26 protein-coding genes and 1 pseudogene are annotated in these 24827 nt (G+C 64.0%); 16 read left to right on the plus strand and 11 right to left on the minus strand.

The annotated features are described in order from the left end of the window. Position 1: 1 nt before the first annotated feature. From LDZ21_RS20940 to LDZ21_RS20960, 5 genes are all read left to right on the plus strand, one after another. Positions 2 to 1903 (plus strand): type IV pili methyl-accepting chemotaxis transducer N-terminal domain-containing protein, encoded by a 1902-nt coding sequence (locus tag LDZ21_RS20940; RefSeq protein WP_244796599.1) that lies wholly within the window; start codon positions 2 to 4, stop codon positions 1901 to 1903. A gap of 11 nt (positions 1904 to 1914) precedes the next feature. Next, positions 1915 to 2604 (plus strand): response regulator, encoded by a 690-nt coding sequence (locus LDZ21_RS20945; RefSeq protein ID WP_244796600.1) that lies wholly within the window; start codon positions 1915 to 1917, stop codon positions 2602 to 2604. A 50-nt stretch (positions 2605 to 2654) separates the two neighbouring features. Then, positions 2655 to 3863: an NAD(P)H-dependent flavin oxidoreductase gene (locus tag LDZ21_RS20950; RefSeq protein ID WP_244796601.1), complete on the plus strand. Its 1209-nt coding sequence runs from the start codon at positions 2655 to 2657 to the stop codon at positions 3861 to 3863. A 120-nt stretch (positions 3864 to 3983) separates the two neighbouring features. After that, positions 3984 to 4202, plus strand: coding sequence for a DUF3079 domain-containing protein (locus LDZ21_RS20955; RefSeq protein ID WP_244796602.1), 219 nt, complete (start codon positions 3984 to 3986; stop codon positions 4200 to 4202). 115 nt (positions 4203 to 4317) lie between these two features. Beyond that, positions 4318 to 4749, plus strand: coding sequence for a hypothetical protein (locus tag LDZ21_RS20960; RefSeq protein WP_244796603.1), 432 nt, complete (start codon positions 4318 to 4320; stop codon positions 4747 to 4749). Between the two features lie 7 nt (positions 4750 to 4756). On the opposite strand, the gene LDZ21_RS20965 is transcribed toward LDZ21_RS20960, so the two are convergent. Then, entirely contained in the window at positions 4757 to 5059 is a 303-nt protein-coding gene (locus LDZ21_RS20965) for a hypothetical protein (protein ID WP_040049062.1), read from the minus strand. A gap of 125 nt (positions 5060 to 5184) precedes the next feature. On the opposite strand from LDZ21_RS20965, the gene LDZ21_RS20970 reads away from it, so the two are divergent. After that, positions 5185 to 5505: an HNH endonuclease gene (locus LDZ21_RS20970; RefSeq protein WP_244796604.1), complete on the plus strand. Its 321-nt coding sequence runs from the start codon at positions 5185 to 5187 to the stop codon at positions 5503 to 5505. Here the strand turns inward: LDZ21_RS20970 and LDZ21_RS20975 are convergent. Continuing rightward, entirely contained in the window at positions 5472 to 5801 is a 330-nt protein-coding gene (locus tag LDZ21_RS20975) for a hypothetical protein (RefSeq protein WP_244796605.1), read from the minus strand. The two genes, LDZ21_RS20970 and LDZ21_RS20975, sit on opposite strands and share 34 nt — an antisense overlap. A 352-nt stretch (positions 5802 to 6153) precedes the next feature. Between LDZ21_RS20975 and LDZ21_RS20980 the strand changes: the two genes are divergently transcribed. The 5 genes from LDZ21_RS20980 to LDZ21_RS21000 all read left to right on the plus strand — a co-directional run bounded on the left by LDZ21_RS20980 (position 6154) and on the right by LDZ21_RS21000 (position 11879). Next, entirely contained in the window at positions 6154 to 7212 is a 1059-nt protein-coding gene (locus LDZ21_RS20980) for an NAD(P)-dependent alcohol dehydrogenase (RefSeq protein WP_244796606.1), read from the plus strand. 184 nt (positions 7213 to 7396) lie between these two features. Beyond that, the gene (locus tag LDZ21_RS20985) at positions 7397 to 8743 is read left to right on the plus strand and encodes a glycosyltransferase family protein (protein ID WP_244796607.1); all 1347 of its coding nucleotides are present in this window, start codon (positions 7397 to 7399) and stop codon (positions 8741 to 8743) included. A 31-nt stretch (positions 8744 to 8774) separates the two neighbouring features. After that, positions 8775 to 9242 carry a G protein-coupled receptor family protein gene (locus tag LDZ21_RS20990; protein ID WP_244796608.1) on the plus strand — a complete coding sequence of 156 codons (468 nt, stop codon included), beginning with the start codon at positions 8775 to 8777 and terminating at the stop codon, positions 9240 to 9242. A 142-nt stretch (positions 9243 to 9384) separates the two neighbouring features. Next, positions 9385 to 11130, plus strand: coding sequence for an L-arabinonate dehydratase (gene araD, locus LDZ21_RS20995; protein WP_244796609.1), 1746 nt, complete (start codon positions 9385 to 9387; stop codon positions 11128 to 11130). 8 nt (positions 11131 to 11138) lie between these two features. Further along, on the plus strand, positions 11139 to 11879 hold the full coding sequence (locus tag LDZ21_RS21000) for a ribonuclease activity regulator RraA (protein WP_244796693.1): 741 nt from the start codon (positions 11139 to 11141) through the stop codon (positions 11877 to 11879). A 22-nt stretch (positions 11880 to 11901) separates the two neighbouring features. Here LDZ21_RS21000 and LDZ21_RS21005 read toward each other — a convergent pair whose 3' ends face one another. From LDZ21_RS21005 to coxB, 6 genes are read right to left on the minus strand one after another with little or no spacing between them, the layout of a single operon-like run. Beyond that, positions 11902 to 13188, minus strand: coding sequence for a cytochrome c (locus LDZ21_RS21005; RefSeq protein WP_244796610.1), 1287 nt, complete (start codon positions 13186 to 13188; stop codon positions 11902 to 11904). Position 13189: 1 nt separating this feature from the next. Continuing rightward, entirely contained in the window at positions 13190 to 14155 is a 966-nt protein-coding gene (locus LDZ21_RS21010) for a cytochrome c oxidase assembly protein (protein ID WP_244796611.1), read from the minus strand. Continuing rightward, positions 14134 to 14460 (minus strand): hypothetical protein, encoded by a 327-nt coding sequence (locus LDZ21_RS21015; RefSeq protein ID WP_244796612.1) that lies wholly within the window; start codon positions 14458 to 14460, stop codon positions 14134 to 14136. The genes LDZ21_RS21010 and LDZ21_RS21015 overlap by 22 nt, the downstream gene beginning before the upstream one ends. Positions 14461 to 14473: 13 nt before the next feature. Beyond that, the gene (locus tag LDZ21_RS21020) at positions 14474 to 15124 is read right to left on the minus strand and encodes a cytochrome c oxidase subunit 3 (RefSeq protein ID WP_244796613.1); all 651 of its coding nucleotides are present in this window, start codon (positions 15122 to 15124) and stop codon (positions 14474 to 14476) included. Next, complete coding sequence (gene ctaD, locus LDZ21_RS21025) at positions 15121 to 17085, minus strand: cytochrome c oxidase subunit I (protein ID WP_244796614.1); 1965 nt, start codon at positions 17083 to 17085, stop codon at positions 15121 to 15123. Before ctaD ends, LDZ21_RS21020 begins: the two co-directional genes overlap by 4 nt. Next, positions 17082 to 18053: a cytochrome c oxidase subunit II gene (gene coxB, locus LDZ21_RS21030; RefSeq protein WP_404980714.1), complete on the minus strand. Its 972-nt coding sequence runs from the start codon at positions 18051 to 18053 to the stop codon at positions 17082 to 17084. The genes ctaD and coxB overlap by 4 nt, the downstream gene beginning before the upstream one ends. Positions 18054 to 18223: 170 nt before the next feature. Between coxB and LDZ21_RS21035 the strand changes: the two genes are divergently transcribed. The 4 genes from LDZ21_RS21035 to LDZ21_RS21050 all read left to right on the plus strand — a co-directional run bounded on the left by LDZ21_RS21035 (position 18224) and on the right by LDZ21_RS21050 (position 22645). Then, complete coding sequence (locus LDZ21_RS21035; RefSeq protein ID WP_035968810.1) at positions 18224 to 18724, plus strand: CinA family protein; 501 nt, start codon at positions 18224 to 18226, stop codon at positions 18722 to 18724. Between the two features lie 36 nt (positions 18725 to 18760). Further along, entirely contained in the window at positions 18761 to 19606 is an 846-nt protein-coding gene (nadE, locus tag LDZ21_RS21040) for an NAD(+) synthase (RefSeq protein WP_404980713.1), read from the plus strand. 83 nt (positions 19607 to 19689) lie between these two features. Continuing rightward, a complete protein-coding gene (locus LDZ21_RS21045) occupies positions 19690 to 20187 on the plus strand; it encodes a YciE/YciF ferroxidase family protein (RefSeq protein ID WP_244796616.1) in 498 nt (165 codons plus the stop codon). A gap of 139 nt (positions 20188 to 20326) precedes the next feature. Beyond that, positions 20327 to 22645, plus strand: coding sequence for an FdhF/YdeP family oxidoreductase (locus LDZ21_RS21050; RefSeq protein ID WP_244796617.1), 2319 nt, complete (start codon positions 20327 to 20329; stop codon positions 22643 to 22645). A gap of 34 nt (positions 22646 to 22679) precedes the next feature. Here LDZ21_RS21050 and LDZ21_RS21055 read toward each other — a convergent pair whose 3' ends face one another. From LDZ21_RS21055 to LDZ21_RS21065, 3 genes are read right to left on the minus strand one after another with little or no spacing between them, the layout of a single operon-like run. Beyond that, positions 22680 to 23264, minus strand: coding sequence for a hemerythrin domain-containing protein (locus LDZ21_RS21055; protein ID WP_244796697.1), 585 nt, complete (start codon positions 23262 to 23264; stop codon positions 22680 to 22682). A gap of 53 nt (positions 23265 to 23317) precedes the next feature. Then, complete coding sequence (locus LDZ21_RS21060; RefSeq protein WP_244796618.1) at positions 23318 to 23920, minus strand: hypothetical protein; 603 nt, start codon at positions 23918 to 23920, stop codon at positions 23318 to 23320. After that, complete coding sequence (locus LDZ21_RS21065; protein WP_244796619.1) at positions 23917 to 24210, minus strand: hypothetical protein; 294 nt, start codon at positions 24208 to 24210, stop codon at positions 23917 to 23919. Before LDZ21_RS21065 ends, LDZ21_RS21060 begins: the two co-directional genes overlap by 4 nt. A 41-nt stretch (positions 24211 to 24251) precedes the next feature. Here LDZ21_RS21065 and LDZ21_RS21070 point away from each other — a divergent pair. Next, positions 24252 to 24779: pseudogene (locus LDZ21_RS21070) on the plus strand (phosphatidylserine decarboxylase); the annotation flags it as partial. Between the last annotated feature and the right edge of the window lie 48 nt (positions 24780 to 24827).

Raw genomic sequence — 24827 nt, forward strand, 5'->3', positions numbered from 1 at the left:
CATGGAGACTGTCGCGGTTCATCCGCCGATGCGCGAGCGGCTCGCCACCCGCATTGTCATGTTGTCGGCGGTGGCGCTCGTGCTCGTGCTGACGATGATCGGCGGCACGCTCTGGCTCTCGTGGCAGCTTCAGGGCGCGGGCGCCGCGATCAACGATGCGGGCAGCTTGCGCATGCGCGCGAACGCCGTCGGCATTGCGCTGCTTGCGGCGCAGCGCGATGGCGACGCATCGGCGGCGGACGAGCATATCGCGCTGATGAACGCGACGCTCGATCGTCTGCGGCGCGGCGACGCGGCGCGTCCGCTTTTCCTTCCCGACGATGCGGGCATTCGCCAGCAATTCGGCAACGTCGCCGATGCGTGGCACAAGCGCCTGGAACCGGAGGCGCGCGTTACGGCGAACGCATCGCGCTATCTGGCGGCGTTGCCTTCGTTCGTCGCGGGCGCGGACACGCTCGTGAAGCTCATCGAACAGGAGAACGCGCGCAAGACCGCGTGGCTGCGCATGTCGCAGATGGCGCTCGCGGCGCTGTCGTGTCTCGGCACGGTGGCGATCGTATATTTGCTTTATTTGTGGTTCGTCGCGCCCGTGCAGCGCCTGCAGGACGGGCTCGCGCGCATTCAGCGGCGCGAATTCGATGTTCGGCTGCCGGTCGAATCGCACGATGAGTTCGGCAACCTGGCCGAGGGCTTCAACCGGATGGCCGCCGAATTGCAGGCGCTTTACGGCGATCTGGCCGGGCGCGTCGAAGCGAAGACGGCGGAGCTCGCGGCGCAGAATCGCGAGCTGACCGCGCTATATGAGATGACCGTGTTTCTCAATTTGTCCAACGACGTGCCCGCGCTATGCGAGGGTTTCATCGCGCGTCTCACGCATCAGTTCGACGCATCGGGCGCGACGGTCCGCCTCATTTCCGACGAAGACGATCGCCTGCATCTCGTTGCATCGCACGGCGTGCCGCCCGAACTGCTCGACGCCGAACGCTGCATGCCCGTCGACGATTGCCTGTGCGGCGATGCCGCGACCCAAGGCGCGGGCGTCGTGCACGACGCAGGGCGCACGAGTCAGCGGCCGTGTCAGAGCGACGCATCGGCGGGCGTGGCCGCGTTTGGCATCGTGTCGCAGGGCGAGAAGCTCGGCTCGTTCTCGCTGCACTTCGACACGGAGCGCCCGATCCCCGCATCTGAGATGAAGCTGCTGGAAACGCTCGGCAAGCACTTCGGCACTGCGCTCAAGAACCGCCGGCTGGCGGCGCTCGAACGGCAATTCGCGGTATCGGAAGAACGGAACCTCGTCGCTCAGGGCTTGCATGACAGCATCGCGCAAAGCCTCAACTTCCTGAAGATGCAGGTGCATCTGCTCGATGCCGCCGCCCGCGACGCACGCATGGACGAAATACGCGAGATCGTGCCGCTGCTGCAGGGCGGCGTGGCGGAAAGTTACGACGACGTGCGCGAACTGCTCAACAACTTCCGCTCGAAGCTCGGCAGCGGAAAATTTCGCTACGCGGTGGAAAGCACGATCGAGCGCTTTCGCTCGCAGGCGGGCATGCCGGTGGCGCTGGAGTATCGGGAAGCAGGCGGGCGGCCGCTCGCGGCCGACCATCAGTTACAGATCATCTTCATCCTGCAGGAAGCGTTGTCGAACGTGCGCAAGCATGCGGAAGCAAGTCAGGTTCATGTGACGATCGTCAACGATAGCGAATTCCGGCTCTTGGTCGAAGACGACGGCCAAGGCTACGATCCTGACGATATGGGTTTCCTGGACGAAAGGCACGTGGGTTTTCACATCATGCGAGAGCGCGCGGAACGGCTGTCAGCCAGGCTTCAACTGACCGGATCGCCGGGGCGTGGCGCGCGCGTCGAGCTCGTGCTGCCCACTCACGCGCGTCAGGCCGTCTGACGCTTCTTATCATGGCCATCCGCATCCTGCTCATCGACGATCACACGCTGTTCCGCTCGGGCGTGCGCGCGCTGTTGCAGCGCACGCCCGATTTCGAGATCGTCGGTGAAGCGGCGGACGGGCTCGAGGGCATCAAGCGGGCGAAGCAGTTCTGCCCCGATGTGATCCTGCTCGATATCAACATGCCGGGACTGTCGGGCCTCGAAACCTTGCGGCTGCTCGTGCAGGATTTGCCGCAGACGGCGGTGGTCATGCTGACGGTCTCCGAAGATGTCGATGAGCTGACCGTCGCGCTGCGCGACGGCGCGTGCGGCTATCTGCTGAAGAACATCGAAGCGGACACGCTCGCGGCGGCCATCCGCAAGGCGGCGGCGGGCCAGCCCGTCATCGCCGACGACATGACCGTCAAGCTCGTCGCGAGCATGCGCCGTCCCGCGCCGGCAATGCAAGGCGACGCCGCGCCGGTTGTCAGCGCATCGGCGGCGGCCGATCCGCTTACCTCGCGCGAACGCGACATCATCCGCGAACTGTCGCGCGGCGGAAGCAACAAGGAAATCGCGCGCACGCTGTCGCTCGCGGAGAGCACCGTCAAGATCCACGTGCGCAACATTCTGCGCAAACTCAATTTCACGAGCCGCGTTCAGGTCGCGCTCTATGCAGCCGGGCACGATGCCGCGTCCGTGCTTTCCGAATCCAATTGAACGCCTCATGCGTCGGGCATGTCATGAGTGCGTTGTCAGGCAGTCACATCATGAATCGAAATCAAGCTGAAACTCCGTCTTCTTCGACGTCCGCGTATCACGGCTTCGCGCCGCTCAAGATTCGCGGGCGCAGCGTGCTGCCTATCGTGCAGGGCGGCATGGGCGTCGGCATCTCGGCGCACCGGCTCGCGGGCAGCGTCGCGCGGGAAGGCGCCGTCGGGACGATCGCGAGCATCGACTTGCGTCATCATCACGCGGATCTGACGGCCGCGTGCAAGGCCGATCCGTCGCGCGAGACGCTGGAGCAGGCCAATCTCGCCGCGCTTGCCCGCGAGATTCGCAGCGCGCGAGCGTTGTCGGAAGGACGCGGCATGATCGCCGTGAACGTGATGAAAGCGGTCAGCGCGCACGCCGATTACGTGCGCGTGGCCTGCGAGGAAGGCGCGGACGCCATCGTGATGGGCGCGGGCCTGCCGCTCGACTTGCCCGATCTCACGGCTGGCCACGATATCGCGCTGATCCCGATTCTCTCCGACAGCCGTGGCGTCAATCTCGTCCTCAAGAAGTGGATGAAGAAAGGGCGCTTGCCGGATGCGATCGTGATCGAACATCCGGCGCATGCGGGCGGCCACCTCGGCGTGACGGACGTGGCCGATATGAACAACGAGCGCTTTGAATTTGCGCGCGTGCTCGAAGAACTGGAGACCGTGTTCGCCACGCTCGGCGTCGCGCGCTCGGACGTGCCGGTGATCGTCGCGGGCGGCATCAACAGTCACGAGGCGGTGCGCAAATGGCTGACGGCGGGCGCGGATGGCGTGCAGATCGGCACGCCGTTCGCCGTCACGGAGGAAGGCGACGCGCACCCGGAGTTCAAACGCGTGCTGACCGAAGCGACGCCGGAAGACATCGTCGAATTCGTCAGCGTCACGGGATTGCCGGCGCGTGCGGTCAAGACGCCGTGGCTCATGCGCTATCTGCGCAACGAGGACCGCATCCGCACGAAAATCGGCGCGCGCAAGCAGACTTGCCCGACCGCGCTCGAATGCCTGAGCGTGTGCGGTTTGCGCGACGGGATCGAGAAGTTCGGTCACTTTTGTATCGATACGCGGCTTGCGGCGGCGCTGCGCGGCGATGTCGGCAACGGGCTCTTCTTCCGTGGCCGCGAGAAGCTGCCGTTCGGCGCGGCGATTCGCAGCGTGCGTGAGTTGATCGAACTGCTGCTCACGGGTACGACCAACACGGTCGCCGCCGGGTGCTGATTCACGTTTCACATCGAAACGCCGCGTTTCGGACGCGTGTTCATCGAATGGAAGTCGTCCGATGGGCGCGCGGCCGCTAGCGTCATACGCTAGCGGCGATCAATCGAAGAGTACGACATCATGGCCAAGCGATTTCCCCTCCATCCGAAGCACCCCGAGCGCAATTGCTGGGGCTGCGACCACTATTGCGCGGCGGACGCCATGCGCTGCGGCAACGGATCGAACCGCACGCAGCATCCGGCCGAGCTATTGGGCGAAGACTGGTACGAGTGCGGCGACTGGGGCCTCGATGTCGCGGACGGCGCGACTTCGATCGAGCCGTCCGCAGCCAAGGGGTGACGCGGCGCGAAACGGACTGAATTCGAACGCGCGCCGGGTATTCGTCCTGTTCCTACGCGCCGGCGACGGGTGGCTGCCTAGAATCTCGGCAATCCAACTCACCCCGTTGCCCGCCATGCGCACCAAGCTCGAATTCGAATCACCGGAAGGCCGTCTTTCCCTGCATGTTGACGATGTGCAGTTCATGGCTTACGACGCCGCCGAAACCGCGATGAAGTCGATGTACAAGTTCGTCGAGCGCATGCGCGACATGGGCTTGGGCGGCCTCGCTGAAACGCATGCGCGCGTGTTCGCGCAGAATCGCGTCAACGTGATGGAACTGCGCGAGGCCCACGACGACGCCCAAACGCTGCTAGCATGCGGCGCCGTAGGCGATGCGATGGCGGACACCATCACGCCCCGGCTCGAGATCTTGCGCGAGGACATTGCGCGGACGCATCGGCAGATGCGCGAGAGCGTGGATCGGCTGGCCGCGTTGTCGGCGGCGTGTCATCAGGCGTTGAGCCAGATTCCGGGCTACACGCCGCCAAAGCGCGCGATCGGCTGACGCGCCTTCATCCCCCCGAGTATTTCCGAAGCAGCGCATTGACGTCGATGCGCTGCCCTTGCAGCAGAAGCAGTCGCGCGTGCAATACCAGGTTTTCAATCAAAAGCAGCGCGGTCGTGAGCATGTAGGTGAGATTGACATCGCCCGCATTGAGGCCGCTGGCCTGCAGATTCCGATGCTTCTCCAGTAGCGATGTCAACACGAGGCTGCGCAATTCGGGTTCACCGAACGGCAGATCGCCGTAATCGACCGGATCTTCCCGTTCGAGTTCCGCGAGCAGGCCTGTCAATTCGCTGATGGTCACTTCCATGACGTCTCCGGCGTGAGCATGCGTGGAGGGCGACAGCGTCTCCATGATGCCACGTGTCGGCCGGCGGCATCATCGCGCGATGAGCGGTAGACTGAATCGTCCACTTTGTCCGACCGATCAGCACGATGCCCAGGCGCGCGCCCGAACCGTGGTATCACCCGCCGCAGGAAGAAGTCTGCGCGTTGTGCGGCCGTCCCGTGCCGCCTTCGGAGCACGACTTGCATCATCTCGTGCCGAAGTCGCAGGGCGGCAAGGAGACGGCGGTGTTTCATCGTATTTGTCATCGGCAACTGCATGCGTTGTTCACCGAGAAGCAACTGGCGCAGCAGTTCTCCACCGTCGAAGCACTGCTTGCCGATGACACCGTGCGCGGCTTCGTCGAGTGGGTCAAAACGAAGCCGAACGGTTTCTATCAGCGCACGCGGCGGTCGTCGCGCAAGTCGTAGCCGCGCGGCCCGGGCGTCCATTGTGCGCATGGCACGTCCTTGTTCAGCGCCGACATGCCGAAGCGCTGCATGACGAAGCTCTCCAGCACGAGATAAAGATCCGCTTCGCGCGGCCGAGTCCCCCAGCGGCTGTTGCCCGCCACCGACGCCACCGTGAACCACGAGTGCGGCGGAAACAGCTCGACGCGCAGCATGTCGTCCTGCAATATCCTGAGCCTTCCCGTGTCGGGGTGAAACTCGGCGGTGACGGTTCCGCCCGGTAGTTCGATGTGCACCCTCGTCGCATTCGCTTGCATGGTCTCGCCCTCTTTGTGGTTCCGATACGGTGCCCGCACGTTCGTGACAACGTTATGACGCCCGTCCGCTCTCGAATAGTCCCGCTTAAGGAGGGGCGCATGTGTTGCCGCCCCGCCGTTCATGCAGAGATATTCCGATAGGCATACAGTAATGAGGTTGCGTTCTGACGCCGAAGTATCGGCGGCATCGGCAACGAAGCAGCAACGGATCCAAAGCGTGGTGGCGAAGGTTCGCTCCCGCACATAAAGTGCCGCGCAACAGGCGCGGACCCGCCTGATCTGGCTGCGTCTTCCAACGGTTGAAGACGCGAGTCTCATGCCGATACACACAAATCAAAGAGGAAATTCGTCCATGTTCAAAGCGTATTCGTATGCAGCATCCGCAGCCGACAAGCCGCTCGTCCCGCTCGAGATTCAACGCCGGGACGTCGGCCCGAACGACGTGCGCATCGACATTCTTTTCTGCGGCGTCTGCCACTCCGATCTGCACATGGCGCGCAACGAGTGGGGCGGCACGAACTATCCGGTCGTGCCGGGTCACGAGATCGTCGGGCGCGTGGCGGAAGTCGGATCGGAGGTAACGAAGTTCAAGGCGGGCGATCTCGCGGGCGTCGGCTGCATGGTCGATTCGTGCCGTGTCTGCGAATCCTGCAAGGAAGGTCTCGAACAGTATTGCGAAGGTCCGGACGGCTTCATTCAAACGTATAACTCGCCGGACAAAAAGTCGGGCGGCGTGACTTACGGCGGCTATTCCACGTCGATCGTCGTCGATGAAGCCTTCACGCTGCGCGTCCCCGAGAATCTCGAACTGGCCGCGGTGGCGCCGTTGCTGTGCGCGGGCATCACGACGTATTCGCCGCTGCGCCACTGGAACGTGAAACCGGGGGACAAAGTGGGCATCGTGGGCCTGGGCGGTCTGGGACATATGGGCGTGAAAATCGCAGCGGCGATGGGCGCGCATGTCGTGCTCTTCACCACGTCGCCGAACAAGACCGAGGATGCGAAGCGGCTTGGCGCACATGAGGTCGTCGTGTCGAAGGACCCGGATCAGATGGCCGCGCACGCGAACAGTTTCGACTACATTCTGAACACGGTGGCGGCGTCGCACAACCTCGACCAGTTCATTGCGCTGCTCAAGCGCGACGGCACGATGACGCTGGTCGGCGCGCCGGAGCATCCGCATCCGTCGCCGTCGGTGATGAACATGATTTTCAAGCGGCGCTCGCTCGCGGGATCGCTGATCGGCGGTATCGCGGAGACGCAGGAAATGCTGGATTTCTGCGGCAAGCATGGCATTACGTCGGACATCGAAATGATCCGCATGGATGAGATCGATACCGCTTATGAGCGCATGTTGAAGAGCGATGTGAAGTATCGGTTCGTGATCGACATGGGGACGATGGAGCGCTAAGGCGTGATGTGAGAAGGGCTCCGCTTCGCGGAGCCCTTCTTCATGTGAACCACACGGCGCGGTCGATGTATGTAACGTTCCGCGCAGTCGTTCCCTTACATGAAACAAACTGTCCTTCGCCTTGCATGCAAGCGCCAACGGGACGCAGAATCAAGACCTGCTCTGCAATTCTCCCGCGCCTCTCATGACGACGAAGCTGATCAGTTTCTTTGCGACCCGCGACGCGCACGCGTCCTTCGAGAACCATCGACGATACTGCGCGAGCCGCGCGTACATGCACGAATTCGTGGATGCCAGCCGTATCGGCTGGGCGCATCTGCGCTTACTGCTGAAATACCAGACCTTGCTGCGCACCCTGCGCGCAATGCCCGAAGGCGAGCTCGTTCTGCTGCTGACGCAGGACTGCCTCATCGTGCGTGACATCGCGTGCGAAGCGATGATGGACGCGGGCCACGACCATATCACCGTATCGACCGGCGACGCCGAAAGCGACACGGTCATCGGGGCGTTCCAACTCTGGCGCAATACGGCTGCATCGCGCGAGATGGTGGAACGACTGTGCCAGCGCACCAAGTTCGGCGCGACGACCGTCAGCGAGTCAGCGTTGCTTCGCACGACGTCGCCGTTCGCATTTGCGACGCGCTTTCATGGCGTGCATCCCGTGGTGCCCGCGGCGTGGCATATCCATCCGGTCTGGACCGAGTGGCGCGCCTTTGCGATCGCGCTCGAGGATCTTCCCGCGGCGCCGCCCAATCAGCCGGTTCATGCCGATCTGCGCGACCTCTTCGCGGAGCACATCAACGAGTGTCAGGCGAAAGGACAGCCTTATGTCACTCTTCCGCCGCAGCCGGAATCGCAAGCAGCCAATACGCCCTACGAGGCGCTGAATCCCGACGCGCCGATCGCGCTGGTCGTCCTTTACACGCCGAACATCCGCGCGTATGGCGAAATCGCCGAGCGCAACTTGCGCCGCTATTGCGCGCGTCATGGCTACGCATTGCATGCGTACCGCGATGCGCCGCAGGAGGCAGGACAGAACGCGAGCGGCAACTGGCTGAAGCCGTGGGTGTTGCGCCGCCATTTGCCTGCGCATGAGTGGGTCATGTGGATCGATGCGGACGTGCTCGTCATCGATCAGTCGATGCCGCTCGATGCGCTGCTCGCGAATCGCGATCGCCTCATCGCGATGGACATGAGCTGGCAGTTCAACTCGGGCATCATGGGCTTTCGACGCACGCAGGCGAACTTCGATGCTCTCGGGGAAGTCGAGCAGGCTATCGGCGGCGTCGCGGACAAGTCGTCGACATACGCGAGCGGCGGCGATCAGGACGCGTTCATCAAGGTGCTCGCGCGGCACGGCATGGCGAACGACGCGGAACTCGTCGACTGCATCACGTTGAACACGCCCTATCAGTTGCAGAAGCCGGACAGCTTCATGGTCCACTACATGCACATGTGGCCGTCGCTGCGCGCGCTCGTCATGCATCACGGCGATCTTGCGAGCCAGATGCTGACCGAGCGGCGGGCCTGAGTACGGAAAGCAATTCGAAAGAAAGCGCCGCTTGCTGCAACGCAAAACGCTGAAAAGCCTGAAGAACCTAGTCGTTACTTTCACCGATGGCGGGCCGCCCGCCGCCGCGCGTGAAGTAAAATGCGGACCTCATTCCACGATAAGACGACGCATGTTGCGCAAGGCCTGGCGCGGGGAAGAACGCTTCTGGAAAGTCTGGTGGCTGCTCGGCCTGCCGTTGCATCTCGCATGGTGGGCCGTCTATCTGTACCTGTGGGGCACCGGCGTCCCGCCGGAATCGTTCCTGCTGATGACCATCTGGTTCTGGCCCGGCATGCTCGGCCTGTTCGCCGGGTGCGGGGCGCTGTATCTGGCGTGGTGCACGGCGGCGTGGCGATGCGCGGCTAACGTCGACCGCCGCGTCTGGACGTATGTGGCGCGCGTGCTGATCGGCGTCGGCCTCGGTTCGTTTGTCACCGAGTGCGCGCTGATCTTGACCGCGCCGCTGATAGCCGGATAACGCGCCCGGCTTCGAATCAGCCGCCCGAGCCTTCCTCATCGCAAATTAAGCGTTCTCGCAAAAACCCCAAGCGACGACGCCGGTCGGCCACGTTACCATCGCCCACATCGAAGTGGAGACGTTACGCGCGAGGAGACATCGCTTGGCCTACGACCCGACCATCCGCAAGAAGCCGGAAGCGTTGCGCAGCCATCGCTGGTATGGCGTGAACGATCTCCGCTCCTTCGGCCACCGCTCGCGCACGGCGCAGATGGGCTATCACCCGTCCGATTACATGGGCAAGCCGGTCATCGCCATCGTCAATACGTGGAGCGAGATCAACCCCTGCCACACGCATTTCAGGCAGCGCGTCGAGGAAGTCAAACGCGGCGTCTGGCAGGCGGGCGGCTTTCCCGTCGAAATGCCCGTGATGACGCTCGCCGAGCCGTTCCAGAAGCCGACGACGATGCTCTACCGCAACTTCCTCGCGATGGAAGTCGAGGAACTGCTGCGGTCCTATCCATTCGATGGCTGCGTGCTGATGGGCGGTTGCGACAAGACCACGCCCGGCCTGCTGATGGGCGCGATCAGCATGAATCTGCCCGCGATCTTCCTCCCCGCCGGCCCGATGCTGCGCGGCAACTGGAACGGCCGCACGCTCGGCAGCGGCTCCGACACGTGGAAATACTGGGCCGAACTGCGCGCGGGCAGGATCACCGAGGACGAGTGGAAGGGCGTCGAGAGCGGCATTGCGCGTTCGCCGGGCCATTGCATGACGATGGGCACCGCCTCCACGATGACGAGCGCCGCCGAAGCCCTCGGTCTCACGCTGCCGGGTTTCGCGTCGATTCCGGCCGTGGATTCGCGGCATGCGCAATTCGCGTCGCTGACGGGGCAGCGCATCGTCGAGATGGTGTGGACGGATCTGAAGCCGTCCGACGTGCTTACGGCGAAGTCGTTCGACAACGCGGTCACCACCGTGCTCGCGTTGTCCGGCTCCACCAACGCGATCGTGCATCTGGTGGCCGTTGCGCGCCGGGCGGGCGTGCCGCTCACGACCGCGCGCTTCGACGAACTTGCGCGCGTGACGCCTGTCATCGGCAACGTGCGTCCGGCGGGCAAGTATCTGATGGAGGACTTTTTCTACGCGGGCGGTTTGCGCGCGCTGCTGGCGGAACTGGGCGATCTGATCGACGGCGCACAGCTCACGGTCAATGGCGCGACGCTCGGCGAGAACATCGCGGGCGCGGAGATTTTCGACGACGACGTCATTCGCCGGCGCGACAACCCGCTCGTGCCGAACGATGGCCTCGCCGTGCTGACCGGCAACCTCGCGCCCGACGGCGCCGTCATCAAGCCCGCGGCGATGGAAGCGCATCTGCTGCAGCATCGCGGGCCGGCGGTCGTGTTCAGGGACTACGCGGACCTGGCCGCGCGCATCGACGATGAAACGCTCGACGTAACCGCCGATTCCGTCATCGTGCTCCAGCATGCAGGACCGGTCGGCGCGCCCGGCATGCCGGAGTGGGGCCAGTTGCCGATTCCGCAAAAGCTCTTGAAACAGGGCGTGCGCGACATGGTCCGCATCTCTGATGCGCGCATGAGCGGCACGAGCTACGGCGCGTGCGTGCTGCACGTTGCGCCGGAATCGTTCGTGGGCGGGCCGCTCGCGCTGGTGCGGGACGGCGATATCGTCGAACTGGACGTGCCCGCGCGCAGGCTGCATCTCGACGTCGGCGACGATGAACTCGCCGCCCGCCGAGCCGCGTGGGCGCCGCCCAAGCGGCCGTTCGAACGAGGCTTCGGCGTGATGCATCAACTGCACGTGACGCAGGCGAACAAGGGTTGCGACTTCGATTTCCTCGAAGAACGCTCCGTCGCGGATGGCGGCGAGCCTGAAATCCACTGAACGAGATCATCGATACGACGACTCAAGACATCGCCGTCTCCGACGAGACGCTCGAACTGCTGCGCCACGTCAGCACCGCGACGCTCACGACGCAGCTTTTCAAGCGCGGCTTGCGCAACGTGTTCCTGCAAGGCGTCGCGCCGCTTGTGAAACCGGCGAAGGGCGCGCCGAATCTCGTCGGACCGGCGTTCACGCTGCGCAACATTCCGGCGCGCGAGGATATCGATCACCTCGGCGTGTTCCAGAATCCCGATCATCCGCAGCGCAAGGCCGTCGAGAGCGCGCCGCCCGGCAGCGTGCTCGTGCAGGATTGCCGCGGCGATCGCACGGTGGCATCGACCGGTTCGATTCTCACGACGCGCCTCAAGGTGCGCGGCGTCGCGGGCATGGTGTCGGATGGCTGCGTGCGCGATAGCGGGACCATCGGCGATATCGGCTTGCCGCTCTTCTGCGCGGGCGCGAGCGCGCCGCTGAATCTCGCGAAGCATCACGCGGTCGATATGAACGTGCCGATCGCGTGCGGCGGCGTGGCGGTGTATCCGGGCGATATCGTCGTCGGCGATGTGGATGGCGTCGTCATCGTGCCGCGTCATATGGCCGAGCAAGTGGCGAAGGATGCGGCGGAGCAGGAACGGCTCGAAGAATTCATCGCGATGCGCGTGGAGGCCGGCGCGGCCTTGCGCGGCACGTATCCGCCGAACGAGGCGACGCTTGGCGAGTATGCGGAGTGGCGCAAAGGGCGCAAGTAAGGTCCGTACCCGCTGTTTCCGCTCACTTATGCAGCTTGCTGCGCAATGAAGCCACGTCGTTCGTCGTCACGGGGCGTGCGTCATTTCCCCACGACGAACGGACATAACTGAGCACTTGCGCGATCTGCAAGTCCGACAGTCTGCCCGCAAACCCCGGCATGTTCTGGCGCGGCGGTCCGTTTTTGGTCGCGGGACTGTTCCCGCCTTCGACGAGCAGTCGAATCAGTGACGTCGTATCGTCGCTGATGACCGCCTGATTACCCGCCAGCTTCGGAAACACCTTTGGCACGCCCTCGCCCGTGTCCAGATGACACTGCGCGCAGAACGTCGCGTAGACGCCCGCGCCCTGACCCGGCGGCACGTCGGGCGCACGCGTCTTGAGGTGCCCCGGCTTCGCGTTCGATGGATCATATGAGCCGTCCGCCGCACCCGTCGCCGGCAGGCTCTTCAGGTAAGTCGCGATCGCGAGCAAATCGTCGTCGCTAACGTACTGCAGGCTGTCCTCTATCGTCTGCACCATGCTGCCGATAGCCGCCGTCCCGCCGCCCTGACCGGTCTTGAGCAAGGTCGCGATCTCTTCGCGCGACATTCGCCCGAGTCCCGAGCCGGGATCGCCACGAAGATTCGGCGCGAACCAGTTGTCGTTGACGCCGCCCGATAGATACGTTTTCGACGACTCATCGTAGCCGCGCTCCTGAAGCGCCGGGCCGCGCGGCGAATGACACGCTCCGCAATGCCCGAGTCCCTGCACGAGATACGCGCCGCGATTCCACGTCGCATCGCGATCGGGACGCGGCGTATAGACGTCCTTCGGCGCGAGCGCCGCGCGCCACACCCGAAGCGCCCATCGTTGATTGAACGGGAACGGCACGTCGGTCGGCGGCGGACGGTAATGCACCGGCGGCACGCCATGCATCATGTAGGCGTAGAGCGCGCGCATGTCGTCGTCGGTCATCTTCACGAAGGACGTGTAGGGCATCGCCGGATAAAGCCCCTTGCCGCCCGGCGCGACGCCTTCACGCAGCGCCTTCGCGAAGTCTTCGTAGCTGTACTTGCCGATCCCCGTCTCCGGGTCGGGCGTGATGTTGCTGCTGACAATGGTCCCGAACGGCGACGCCATGCCCAGGCCGCCCGCGTACGGCGCGCCTTTGTTCGGCGCGGTATGGCAACCCGCGCAGTCGCCGAGTTTCGCGATGTACGCGCCGCGCGCAATCAGATCTGCCGATGGCGCCGCAAGCGTCACGCTGGCGCTTGTCCCCAGAACGGCAAAGGCGATCGCCTGCCGGCAGCGTCGTGATATCGCGCGCATGTCAGGGCTCCTCGTGCGCCGGCACGGCGGTTCGCACCACGCTCGTCAGCTCGCGGGCCGGCCGCCTCGCCAGCCAGCGTGCGCCGATCAATAACCCGCCGACGAGATACGCCAGACCGCCCGGCACCCACATCACGAGGCCGCCGAGTTGCTGGTCCTGCAGCGGATCGAAGCCGAGCGCAAGCGTGCTTTCGATGCACGACGGATACCACACGGCCGGCGCGAGTGTCAGCAGCGCGCCGAGCGCGCCGGTGTGGACCATCGTCGTAAAGAGCGAGAGCATGGCGTGTGCGCTATGGGTGCGCGAGCCATCGGCGGCAGCGGGACGGAAGACGGTCCACCAGAAGAGCAGCGCGCTGCCGAGGAAACTCGCATGCTGGAACGTATGCACCCATTCGCTCGCCAGCGCGGCCTCGAAGAAACGCGGTGCGTGCCAGCACCATAGCGCGGCAGCATGCAGGCCCCAGGCGACGGCGGGCAGGGTCAGCCATCGCCACGGCGCGCCGATCCACGCGCTGCGCGTCGCCATGCTGATCCGCGCCCGCGCGCGCGGCGGAAACGCCCAGATCCACACCGCGAGGGGCCGGCCGATCACCAGCAGCGGCGCGGCCACCAGCATGAAGATTTCGTGTTGCAGCATATGCGCGGAAAACAGCGCTTCGCTGAGCGCATGCAACGGCGAAACCAGCGCGATAGCGAGCGCGATCCATCCGGTGACGAACGCGGCAAGGCGCCTCGACCGATCCGCGCGCCCCCGCGATCCGCGATGACGCAATCGCGCATAGCCGGCGATATAAAGCCCGATGCTCAACGCAAGCAACACGACGACCCACGGCTCGAACGTCCAGCCGAAGGTTTGCGCGTCGCTCGCGGCCGGCGTGGCGACATGCGCCGATGCTGGATCGGCGAACAGCACGGCGGCGGACAGCACGGCGGCGAAGAGAATCAACACGCGGAAAGCAGCCATTGCGGTAGCGAGATAGCGAAGATGGCCAGCGACGAAAGCGCGCCGACGCCCGTTGCGACGGCAGCGAAGAATCCTTGCTGCGACGTCAGGCCGGGCGCCGATGGATCGGCCTGGCGTCGCGCGGATCGCCATCGGCCGAATGCGAGCGCCGTGCAGATCACGCTGACCGCGAGACTCGCCGCACTGACGCCATTGAGCAGGGCCGTGCTTTGCAGATGGCACGACGGTTCGACGAGCGCGTAGTTCACGCTCAGGAACCCGAGCAGCAGCGACGGAGCGAAGAGGAGCGCAGGCCATGTAAGCATGATCGTGACCACACTAAAAACGCGACGCCCAGTAGATGACGCCATACATCGGCAGCCAGCTCAGGACGACGAAGTACCAGTAGATCGCATTCTCGCTGACATCGACGAAGCGCTTGCTTTCGAACGGCCCCGTGAACAGGAGCACCGTGAGCACGGCGGTGTCGATGGTGTCGGTAATCAGGTGCGTCGTGTGCAATCCGAGCAGCAGCCAAACGACCGATCCATACGCGTTTGCATACCAGCTCACGTTGAGCGTCGCGAATTCAAGGCCGCGCACGACGAGAAACGCGAACGACATCAGCAGGCAGACCGTCATCCATAGCTTCGCCGCGCCGCGATCGCTGCGTTCCGCCGCACGCTTCGCGAGCTGGTTCGGCAACAGGCTCGCGAGCAGGATCAACGTATTCAGCGTGCCCCAGCGCAGTTCGGGCGCATCGGCGGCCATCGGCCACGCGGGGGCGTGAGTGCGCAGATAGAAGTACATCATGATGCCAATGCCGAACACCGTGCCTTCGATCAGCATCAATCCGCCCGTAGCCCACCACATCAGGCTGCGATGCCCGAATGCGAACGTCGGCAGATCGCGAACATCGAGCAGGTACTCCGATGGCCGCGCATCGTCGGGACGCGTATGCGGGCTCTTGAGGTCGCCGGTCGCGCTCATGGACGCTGCTCCCGTGCCGCGGCGAATGCGTTGCTCGCGCGCTTCGGCCAGAACCAGAGGATCATCGCCACGGCGACGGGCAGCGACGCATACACGACCGCCCACGGCGTGAAGATCGACCAGATGAAGAGCACCGTCGTCGCCAGCGCGCTGATGAACGGCCAGATCGAAGGCGATGGAAACAGCGGCCGATGATCCGGCTTCGCATCCAGCACGCTCGTCACGAGCACTTCCCGCGCGTCGGCGGCGAGACCTCCGACGAAGCGCGGCTGCGCGCCCGGCTCCCAGAGCGGATCGCGGCCATGCACGACGGGCACCGCATCGAAGTTATGCGGCGGCGGCGGCGACGGCACGCTCCATTCGAGCGTGCCCGCGCCCCACGGATCGGCGGGCGCCGGTTCTGCGCGCCGCAGCGTCAGCACCACGTTGACGATAAATAGCAGCACGCTGAGCGCGATAGTCCACGCGCCGATCGTGGCGGCGAAGTTCATGCCGTCCCAGCCCATGCCGGACGGATACGTCCATACGCGGCGCGGCATGCCATGCAAACCGAGCAGATGCATCGGAAAAAAGGTGACGTTGAAGCCGATGAAGAACAGCCAGAACTGCCAGCGTCCGAGCCGCTCCGACAGCATGCGGCCCGCGAACTTGGGGAACCAGTAGAAGAACGCGCCGAAGAGCGGGAAGACCGCGCCGCCGATCAGCACGTAATGCAGATGCGCGACGACGAAGTACGTATCGTGCACTTGCAGGTCGAGCGGCACCGACGCGACCATGACTCCCGTCATCCCGCCGATCACGAGGATGAAGAAGAACGCGAGCACGAACAGCAGCGGCGTGCGCAGGTTCAGGCGGCCCGTCCATAGCGTGCCGATCCAGCAGAAGATCTGAAGGCCCGAAGGAATCGCGATCATCAGGCTTGCCGCGGTGAAGAAGCTCTTGCCGAGCTCGGGGAGGTTCGTCGCGAACATGTGATGCACCCACAAGCCGAACGCGAGGAACGCGGTGCCGATCAGCGCGAGGACCATCGCGGGATAGCCGAACACGGGGCGGCGCGCGAAGGTCGGAATGATCGATGAGATGAAGCCGAGCGGCGGGATGAAGATGAGATAGACCTCGGGATGCCCGAAGAACCAGAAGAGATGCTGCCAGAGCAGCACGTCGCCGCCCTTCGCCGGGTTATAGAAGTGCGTGCCGACGAGCCGGTCGAGGATGAGCGCGGTGCTGCACAGCATGACGGATGGCATCGCGAAGATGACCATGAACTGCGTGACGAGCGTCGCCCAGACGAAGAGCGGCATGCGGTTGAGCGACATGCCCGGCGCGCGCATCTTGAAGATCGTCGTGATGAGGACGATGGCTTCGAGCAGGCCCGATAGCTCCGTAAACGTGATCATCTGCGCCCAGATGTCGGAGCCTTTGCCCGGCGAATAGTCGGGGCCCGCGAGCGGCACGTAACTGAACCATCCCGCAGCCGGCGCGCTGTTGAGCGCGAGCGAGCCGAACAACAGTATCCCGCCGAACAGGAAAACCCAGTACGCGTACGCATTCATCCGCGGAAACGCGATGCTGCGCGCGCCGATCATCAGCGGCACGAGATACGCGGCGACGGCCTGCATCACCGGCACGGCGAACAGGAACATCATCGTCGTGCCGTGCATCGTGAAGAGTTCGTTGTACAGATTGGGACCGATGAGCCGCGCATCGGGCCGCGCGAGCTGCGTCCGCATGACGAGCGAAAGGATGCCCGCCAGCACGAAGAACACGAACGTCGTGATGATGAAGCGCCGCGCGATGGTCTTGTGATTGAGCGCCTTTAATGCGCCGGTGAAACCCGGCGGATCGCTCCATGTTTGCGCCAGCGCGCGGCGCACGGCCTCGGGCGCGTGCGGGCCATCGACGGGGCGCGAGCCGCTCGCATCGGATGCGCTGTAGCCGGACGGAGATCGGTTGTCGCTCATTTCAGCGTGCCTAGCCAGGTGACGAGAGCCTGAAGGTCGGGCGGGGAAAGCCGCGTCGCCGGCATCATCACGCCGGGCTTGTGCGCGGGCGGATCGGCGATCCACGCGGACAGATTCTTTGCATCGTTGACGAGCGTGCCCGCCGCAATGGTCTGCCTGCTCGCGAGATGCGTGAGGTCGGGACCGAGCGAGCCGTTGGCGGGCGTGCCGCGCACTGCGTGACAACGGGCGCAGTCGTTGTTCAGGAAGACATCGCGTCCCTGGCGGGCGAGTGCGTCGGGCGGCACGGGCGCGGCCTGACGCTGCCGCGCCGCCCACGCTTCGTACTGCGCGGGCGGATCGGCGACGACGGAGAACGCCATCAACGCGTGCTCGTAGCCGCAGAATTCGGCGCATTGCCCGCGATACGCCCCCGCGCGATCCGCCCGGAACGCGATGGTCGTCTGCTGGCCGGGAATCATGTCCTTCTTCCCGTGTAAATTTGGTACCCAAAATGTATGAATGACATCGCCCGCGACGAGCGACACCACAACCGGCCTTCCGACCGGTACGTGCAGTTCGTTCGCCAGCGTGAATCCCTCGTCGCCGCCCTCGGGCGCATAGCGCGCCTGCCACCACCATTGATACCCCGTCACTTCGATATGCAGCGCGTTGTCGACAGGCAGCCGCGACAGCGCGCGATCGGTGAGGACGTCGGCCACGAGCAGCCCGACGAGCAGCGCCGCCGAGACGATCGTCCCCGCTATCACCGAGCGGCTGATGCCCCGTTCGGGCCGTTCGTTGCCGCTCAAATCGGCCGGCGTCGACTGCGTGCCGCGCGGCGCACGCATCAACGCGATCATGCAGGCGAGCAGCACCGCCGCAAAGACGATGCAGCAAACCGTGAGCGTCAGATGCCAGAGGTCGAGCACGCGGCTCGCCTGGATGCCCGCTGGACTAAGCGCGCTCTGCATGGCTGCCGGATTCATAAAGACGTTCGCATTATGGTTGTATGTCCAGCCTCACAGGGCGGTTCGACGCGTACCGAGCAATAGACATTCCATGGACGCCCGGCATGTGGAGCGCGGTTTGCTCGACCCGAATGGCTGCAAGCGCATTGCAAGCGGATCATCAGCAACATGAATGGAGGTCGGACAGCATGGATATCGCCAGACAAGTCGTTTCGTTTCTCAGTTCCCGTGGCTTGATGCTTGCGACGGCCGAGTCGTGCACGGCGGGCTATATCGCATCGCTGGTTTCGTCGGTACCGGGAAGCGGCAGTTGCCTCGATGTCGGCTTCGTCACTTATTCGCCGACGGGCAAGGCCGGCTTTCTCGGCGTGCGCGAAGAAACCATGAAGCAGTACGGCCTGACGAGCGAGGAAGTCGCGCGCGAGATGTCGGAAGGCGCGCTGAAACAGGAAGCGTGCTGCGCGGACGTCGCCGTGTCGAACACGGGTGTCGCGGACGAGCCGCCGGGAGACGGGCCGCCGGCCGGCACGCAATGTTTCGCATGGTCATACAAGCTGCGCGACGGGCAAGTCGTGACCTTCAGCGAAACGAAGGTGTTCGACGGCGACCGCAACGAGGTTCGTAGCGCCGCGGCGCACTACGCGCTGTCGCGCATCGAGCACTACTACGACCGTCTGCCGCGGCACTGAACCGCGGACACTCAACGAACGCAACCGGAGGCGAGCATGCAGGACAACGACGGCGATATGCAGCAGTGGCAGCGGCAAGTCATCGAGGAACTGGGCGTGCGCGATCACTTCGATGCCGACGCCGAGCTCGAGCGGCGCGTCGCGTTTCTGGCGGACTACCTGAAGTCGAGTGGGCTTCGCACTTACGTGCTCGGCATCAGCGGCGGCGTGGATTCGTCGACGGCGGGGCGGCTCGCGCAATTGAGCGTCGAGCGTTTGCGCGCCGGCGGTTACGAGGCGCACTTCGTTGCGGTGCGGCTGCCATACGGCACGCAGCGCGACGAGGACGACGCGCGGCTCGCGCTCCAGTTCATCCGTCCCGACGAGAGTTACACGGTCAATGTGAAGGGGCCATCGGACGAGATGCTCGCGGCGCTCAAGCAGGGCGGCGCGCAGTACACCGACGATTTCCAGGAAGACTTCGTGCTCGGCAACATCAAGGCGCGCCAGCGGATGATCGCGCAATACGCGATAGCGGGCGCGCGGCGCGGCGTCGTCGTCGGCACCGATCACGCGGCTGAATCGCTGATGGGCTTCTTCACGAAGTACGGCGATGGCGGCGCGGACATCCTGCCGCTGTCGGGCCTGACGAAGCGCCGCGTGCGAGCGCTCGCGCGCGCGATGGGCGCCGACGAACGTCTCGTGATGAAGGTGCCGACAGCCGATCTCGAAACGCTCACGCCGCAGCGCCCGGACGAGGATAGCTACGGTATCTCATATGAAAACATCGACGACTTCCTGGAAGGCAAGGAAGTCAGCGGCGAAGTGCTCACGACGATTCGCCGGTTCTACACGGCAACGCGTCACAAGCGGGCGCTTCCCGTCGAATTGCCGCGCGGCTGACGCTGGAACGGTGATTGCAAAACGAAAGCCGCACGATGGCTGCAAGCCTGTCTGAACCCAACCCACTTCGCAATGGAGGCAACATGGCATCGAAAACCTTGCAGGACCTCTTCATTCATTCGCTATCGGATGTGTATAGCGCCGAGAAGCAATTGACGAAGGCGCTGCCGAAGCTCGCACGCGCCAGCACTAACGAGCAGTTGAAGCAGGCATTCCAGCAGCATCTGGAAGAGACGAATGGTCAGATCGAACGGATCGACAAGGTCGTCGAGGTGACCGGGTTCAAGCTCAAGCGCATCAAGTGCGTAGCGATGGAAGGGCTGGTCGAGGAAGGTCAGGAGCAGATCGAAGACTTCGAACAAGGCCCGATTCGCGATGCCGCACTGATCGGCGCTGCGCAAAAGGTCGAGCACTACGAGATCGCGACGTACGGCACGCTCGCCACGCTCGCGAAGCAGCTCGGCCAGGAAGAGGCGATGAACCTGCTCCTCGAAACGCTCCAGGAAGAAAAGTCGACCGATGAGAAACTGACGCAGCTCGCCAAGGCGCAACTTGCCGAAGAAACCAAGGCTGCGGGCTAACGCGCCGATGCCGGATCAGCCGTGAGACGCGCCGCATCGCCGGCGCGTTTTTTTGGGGTGTCGATAGTAGGCCGTTAGAAAGGGAATATCCCTTGCTTTCGCGACTACAAAGCACAACCCACAACACGCGAGGCACGACATGGCCGACTCCGACAATGGCGCCCGCAAGAGCGAAGCGTATCCCTTTTCATCCGGCGGCTGGGGCTCGCTCAAGGCAGTCGCGAGCGTGCTCGCGCAGGAGAAAGTCCCGCTGAAGGACGCGACGGTCCTGCTCAAGCAGAACAAACCGGACGGCTTCGCGTGCGTGAGCTGCTCGTGGGCCAAGCCCGCCGATCCCCACGTGTTCGAGTTCTGCGAAAGCGGCGCGAAGGCGACCGCCTGGGATCTGACCGCGAAGCGCATGACGCCGCAGTTCTTCGAATTGCACACGGTCACGCAGCTCTGCGCATGGCATGACCACGACCTCGAAGAAGCCGGACGCCTTACCGCGCCGTTGCGCTATGACGCGGCCACCGACAAGTACGTAAGCGTTAGTTGGGAAGAAGCGTTCGAAGACATCGGCCGCGAGTTGCGCGGCTTCGATCCGAACAGCGTCGTGTTCTATGCGTCGGGGCGCGCATCGCTCGAAACGTCCTACATGTTCCAGTTGTTCGCGCGGATGTACGGCACCAACAATCTTCCCGATAGCTCGAACATGTGCCACGAGAGCACGAGCGTCGGACTGAAGGAAGCGATCGGCGTAGGCGTCGGCACCATCACGCTCGACGACTTCGAGAAAACCGATCTGATGTTTTTCATCGGGCAGAACGTCGGCACCAACAGCCCGCGCATGCTGCATCAATTGCAGGACGCACGCAAGCGCGGCGTGCCGATCATCACGTTCAATCCGCTGCGCGAACCGGGCTTGCTGCAGTTCGTGAATCCGCAATCGCCGGTGGAAATGATGACGCCCGCGCACACGGTCATCAGCACGCAATATCATCAGGTGAAGACGGGCGGCGATACGGCGGCGCTGCTCGGCATCTGCAAGACCGTCATTCATGCGGACGATCGCGCGAAGGAGAGCGGCGAGCCGCGCATTCTCGATACCGAATTCATCGAGCAGCATACGGTGGGCTTCGAAGCGTTTGCCGATTATGCGCGCGCTGCGTCGTGGGACGATATCGAACGGATATCGGGCCTCGCGCGCCGCGACCTCGAAGCCGCCGCCGACGAATACATGCGCGCGAGCGCCGTCATGGCGCATTACGGCATGGGCATGACGCAGCACAGGGAAGGCGTGCAGAACGTGCGCATGCTGTGCAATCTGCTCTTCTTGCGCGGCAACGTGGGCAAGCCGGGCGCGGGGCCGTCGCCGGTGCGGGGGCATTCGAATGTGCAGGGGCAGCGCACGGTCGGCATCACGGAGAAGCCGGAACTTGCGCCGCTCGACAAGCTCGCCAGCCAGTTCGGCTTCGAGCCGCCGCGCGAGAAGGGCTTGAATATCGTCGAAGCCTTCGAGGCGATGCTCGATGGCAAGGTGAACGCGGTCATCAATCTCGGCGGCAACCTCGTGCGCTCGGTGCCGGACCGCTTGCGCATCGAGCCGGCGTGGCGCGATCTCAAGCTCACCGTGAATATCGCGACCAAGCTCAATCGCAGTCATCTCGTGCACGGCAAGAAGTCGTATATCCTGCCGTGCCTGAGCCGCATCGAGATCGATACGCAGGGAAGCGGCCCGCAGGCCGTGTCGATGGAAGACAGCACCGGCTGCATCCACGGTTCGCGCGGCGTCGCGGAGCCCGCGTCGGCCGACGCGCGATCAGAGCCGTATATCGTGGCGGGACTGGCGAAGCACACACTCGGCGAATGTCCGACCGTGGACTGGGACCGCTGGGTCGGCGACTATGCGCTCGTGCGCGATGAGATCGCGAAGACCTATCCCGAGACCTTCCACGATTTCAACGAGCGCATGTGGACGCCCGGCGGCTTTCCGCGCGATCTGCCCGCACGCGAACGCAAATGGCAGACGAAGAGCGGCAAGGCGGAGTTCCTCGTGCCGGAATCCATCGGCGAAGATCCGGACATGCCCGAGCGCGACGCGCAGGCGCTGCGGCTGATGACGCTTCGCAGCGACAGCCAGTTCAACACGACGATCTACAAGCTCGACGACCGCTTTCGCGGCATCAGCGACGACCGCATGGTGATCTTCATGTGCGAGGCCGACATGCAGACTCACGGTCTCAAGAAAGACGATCGCGTGACGGTGCAGACCATCGCCGACGACGGCTTCGAGCGGCGCGTCGCCGGCTTGCGCATCCAGCCGTATGACATTCCGGTCGGCTGCATCGCCGGTTACTACCCGGAGTGCAACCCGCTTCTGCCGCTATGGCATTACGCGAAGGAGAGCAAGGTGCCGGCGGCCAAGTCGATCCCGGTGCATATCGTCGAAGTGAACGGGACGCCGCGCGCAGCTTGAAGTCACGCGGCGTCGTGCTGTCGAACGCGACGCTTCATGCGTAATGTTTCATCCGGCGCGGCGTTGCCGGCTTCAGACAATGCGCGATCGCAAGCGCCCCCAGCGAAACCAGCGCGAGCGATGCGAGGGGGAACGTGCCCATTGTGTTCGCCGCGATCGCCGCGGGCTGCTTCTGTCCGACGAGCTGCATCCTGCGCTTGGTCATGCGGGCCCCTAGCTCAGAGAGCCGCGAAGCCAGCGCGCGCTCGGCGGTAGGCAGCAGCACGGTCTCTTCATCCGCGACGTGATGAATCACTTCGCGCATGAGTTGCATGAAGCGCGCGTCGTAGGCGGCATCGTCGGGACCCATCGCTCGCAGCTTCGCGATGTCTTCCCGCATCTTGTCGTGTTCAGGCTTGCTCTTCGCGAGCGTGTCGTCGCCCGGCAACGCTTCGCCGAGTGCGGGATAGAAGATTTCTTCTTCGAGCTGCGCATGTATTTCAAGCGCCGTGCAGGCAAGCTCGACGATGGCGCGCTTTCTCCACCACGGACTGTCTGCGTGATAGCGATGAAAAGCGGCCATGACGTGCGTGTGATCCATGCGGATCATCGTCGTGATGGAGGGCGAGACAGAGGGCATATCCACGGTGACTCCTTCGCTTGTAGATGGGGACGTGTCGGTTTTTATGAAGGTCAGGCGCTCCTGGCTTCCTTGAAACGCGGATGCGTGTAGGGCAACAGCGCATCGGGCGCGCGCATGTCGCGCGGCGTTTCGAAGGTGCGCAGCGCTTCGCCGCGCATCGCGCCCGGCGAACGCGGAAACCCGCTGCGGTTTCGATACATCGACACATAGCGTTGAGTACGCATCTGCGACTCTTCGTCGTCGGGCTTCGATAGTGACAAGGCCGTATGCACGTCGAGCGCCGTGACGCCCACGACATTGACGATCGCGCCGAGCGCATGCGTGCGGCTGTCCTCTCGACTCATGTCGGATGCAGAAGCGAGCGTCGCCAGATCGAGCACATCGCCGCCGACGCGCGCCCACAGGTAAGGCGCGGGGTTACGCGACATCAGAATGCCGATGCCGCATGCGATCTCACGCAACCCGTAGAGACGCATGAGCGCGGAGTTCGTGCGCACGCCAGCTGCGCGAGCGACGGCGTTCGGAGCAAGCAGCTCCGCAGCGCCGAGCGCGAGGCTGTACCAGCCGAGCCCGCGCGCAATCGACGTTGGTTTGCTGCGAGATTCGCGCTGTGTGGATGGGGACTTTGGAAACGGAAACGGGGCGTCGCTCATGGATTCACCTCTTTGCAGGGAAGGCGGGGGACGTCGACCTTCAAAGCAATGGTCATTCCGCTTCCTGATGGGGTATGCCCGAGCGACGTATGGCCCGCGCTTGGCGCTTGAATCGGCTCGTCGCAACACAAAGGCAACCGCTCGGTGGCTGGCTTCCATAACAGGAAGACGTCGTCGAGCGGTTTCGCAAGGAATTCGCCGCGCACGCCAAGCAGCGCGCGGCGATGGCAAAGGCGAGCAGCGTGATCGAAGAGTTCGCATCGTTCATAGGCGAGGTCCCGGTCATCCATATGAACTTCGCGCGTGCCATCGGTGAAGCGCTCGCGGAAGGATCAAATTGCAACGATATTCACTGAAGCAAATCTTCACGGCGAAGGAGACGGCGCTGGCCGACTGTTTCGTTGGCGGCACGATCTACCAGGTGTTCCTGAGCGCGTTTTACCACCATCGCTGGCACGCGCCGGTCAGCGGGACCATCGTGAAAGCGTACCTGGTCGACGCCACGCATTACTCGGACGCGGAATCGGAAGGCGAAGACCCCGGTGGCCTCAACGACTCGCAAGGCTATATCACGGCGGTCGCGGCACGCGCGATCATCGTGATCGATTGCGACGATCCGGCTATCGGTGAAGTGGTGTGTGTGTTCTTTGGCATGGCGGACATATCGTCATGCATGATCGAGGCGCTGCCGGGGCAACGCGTGCGCAAGGGCGACGAGTTGGGTTACTTCCAGTACGGCGGTTCTTCGATGTGCCTGATCTTCAGGCCCGGCGTGATCGACAGCTTCGTCGTGCAGTCGCCGTCTAGCAAAGACGACTTACCGCTTAAGGTCAACGCGCATCTCGCCACGGCGCGTTGAAAAAAGGGATGCGCCGCGCGTTATCGAGAAAGCAACGCACGGCGCGTT

The sequence above is a fragment of the Caballeronia grimmiae genome (genome assembly GCF_022879615.1).
Lineage (GTDB): Bacteria > Pseudomonadota > Gammaproteobacteria > Burkholderiales > Burkholderiaceae > Caballeronia > Caballeronia grimmiae.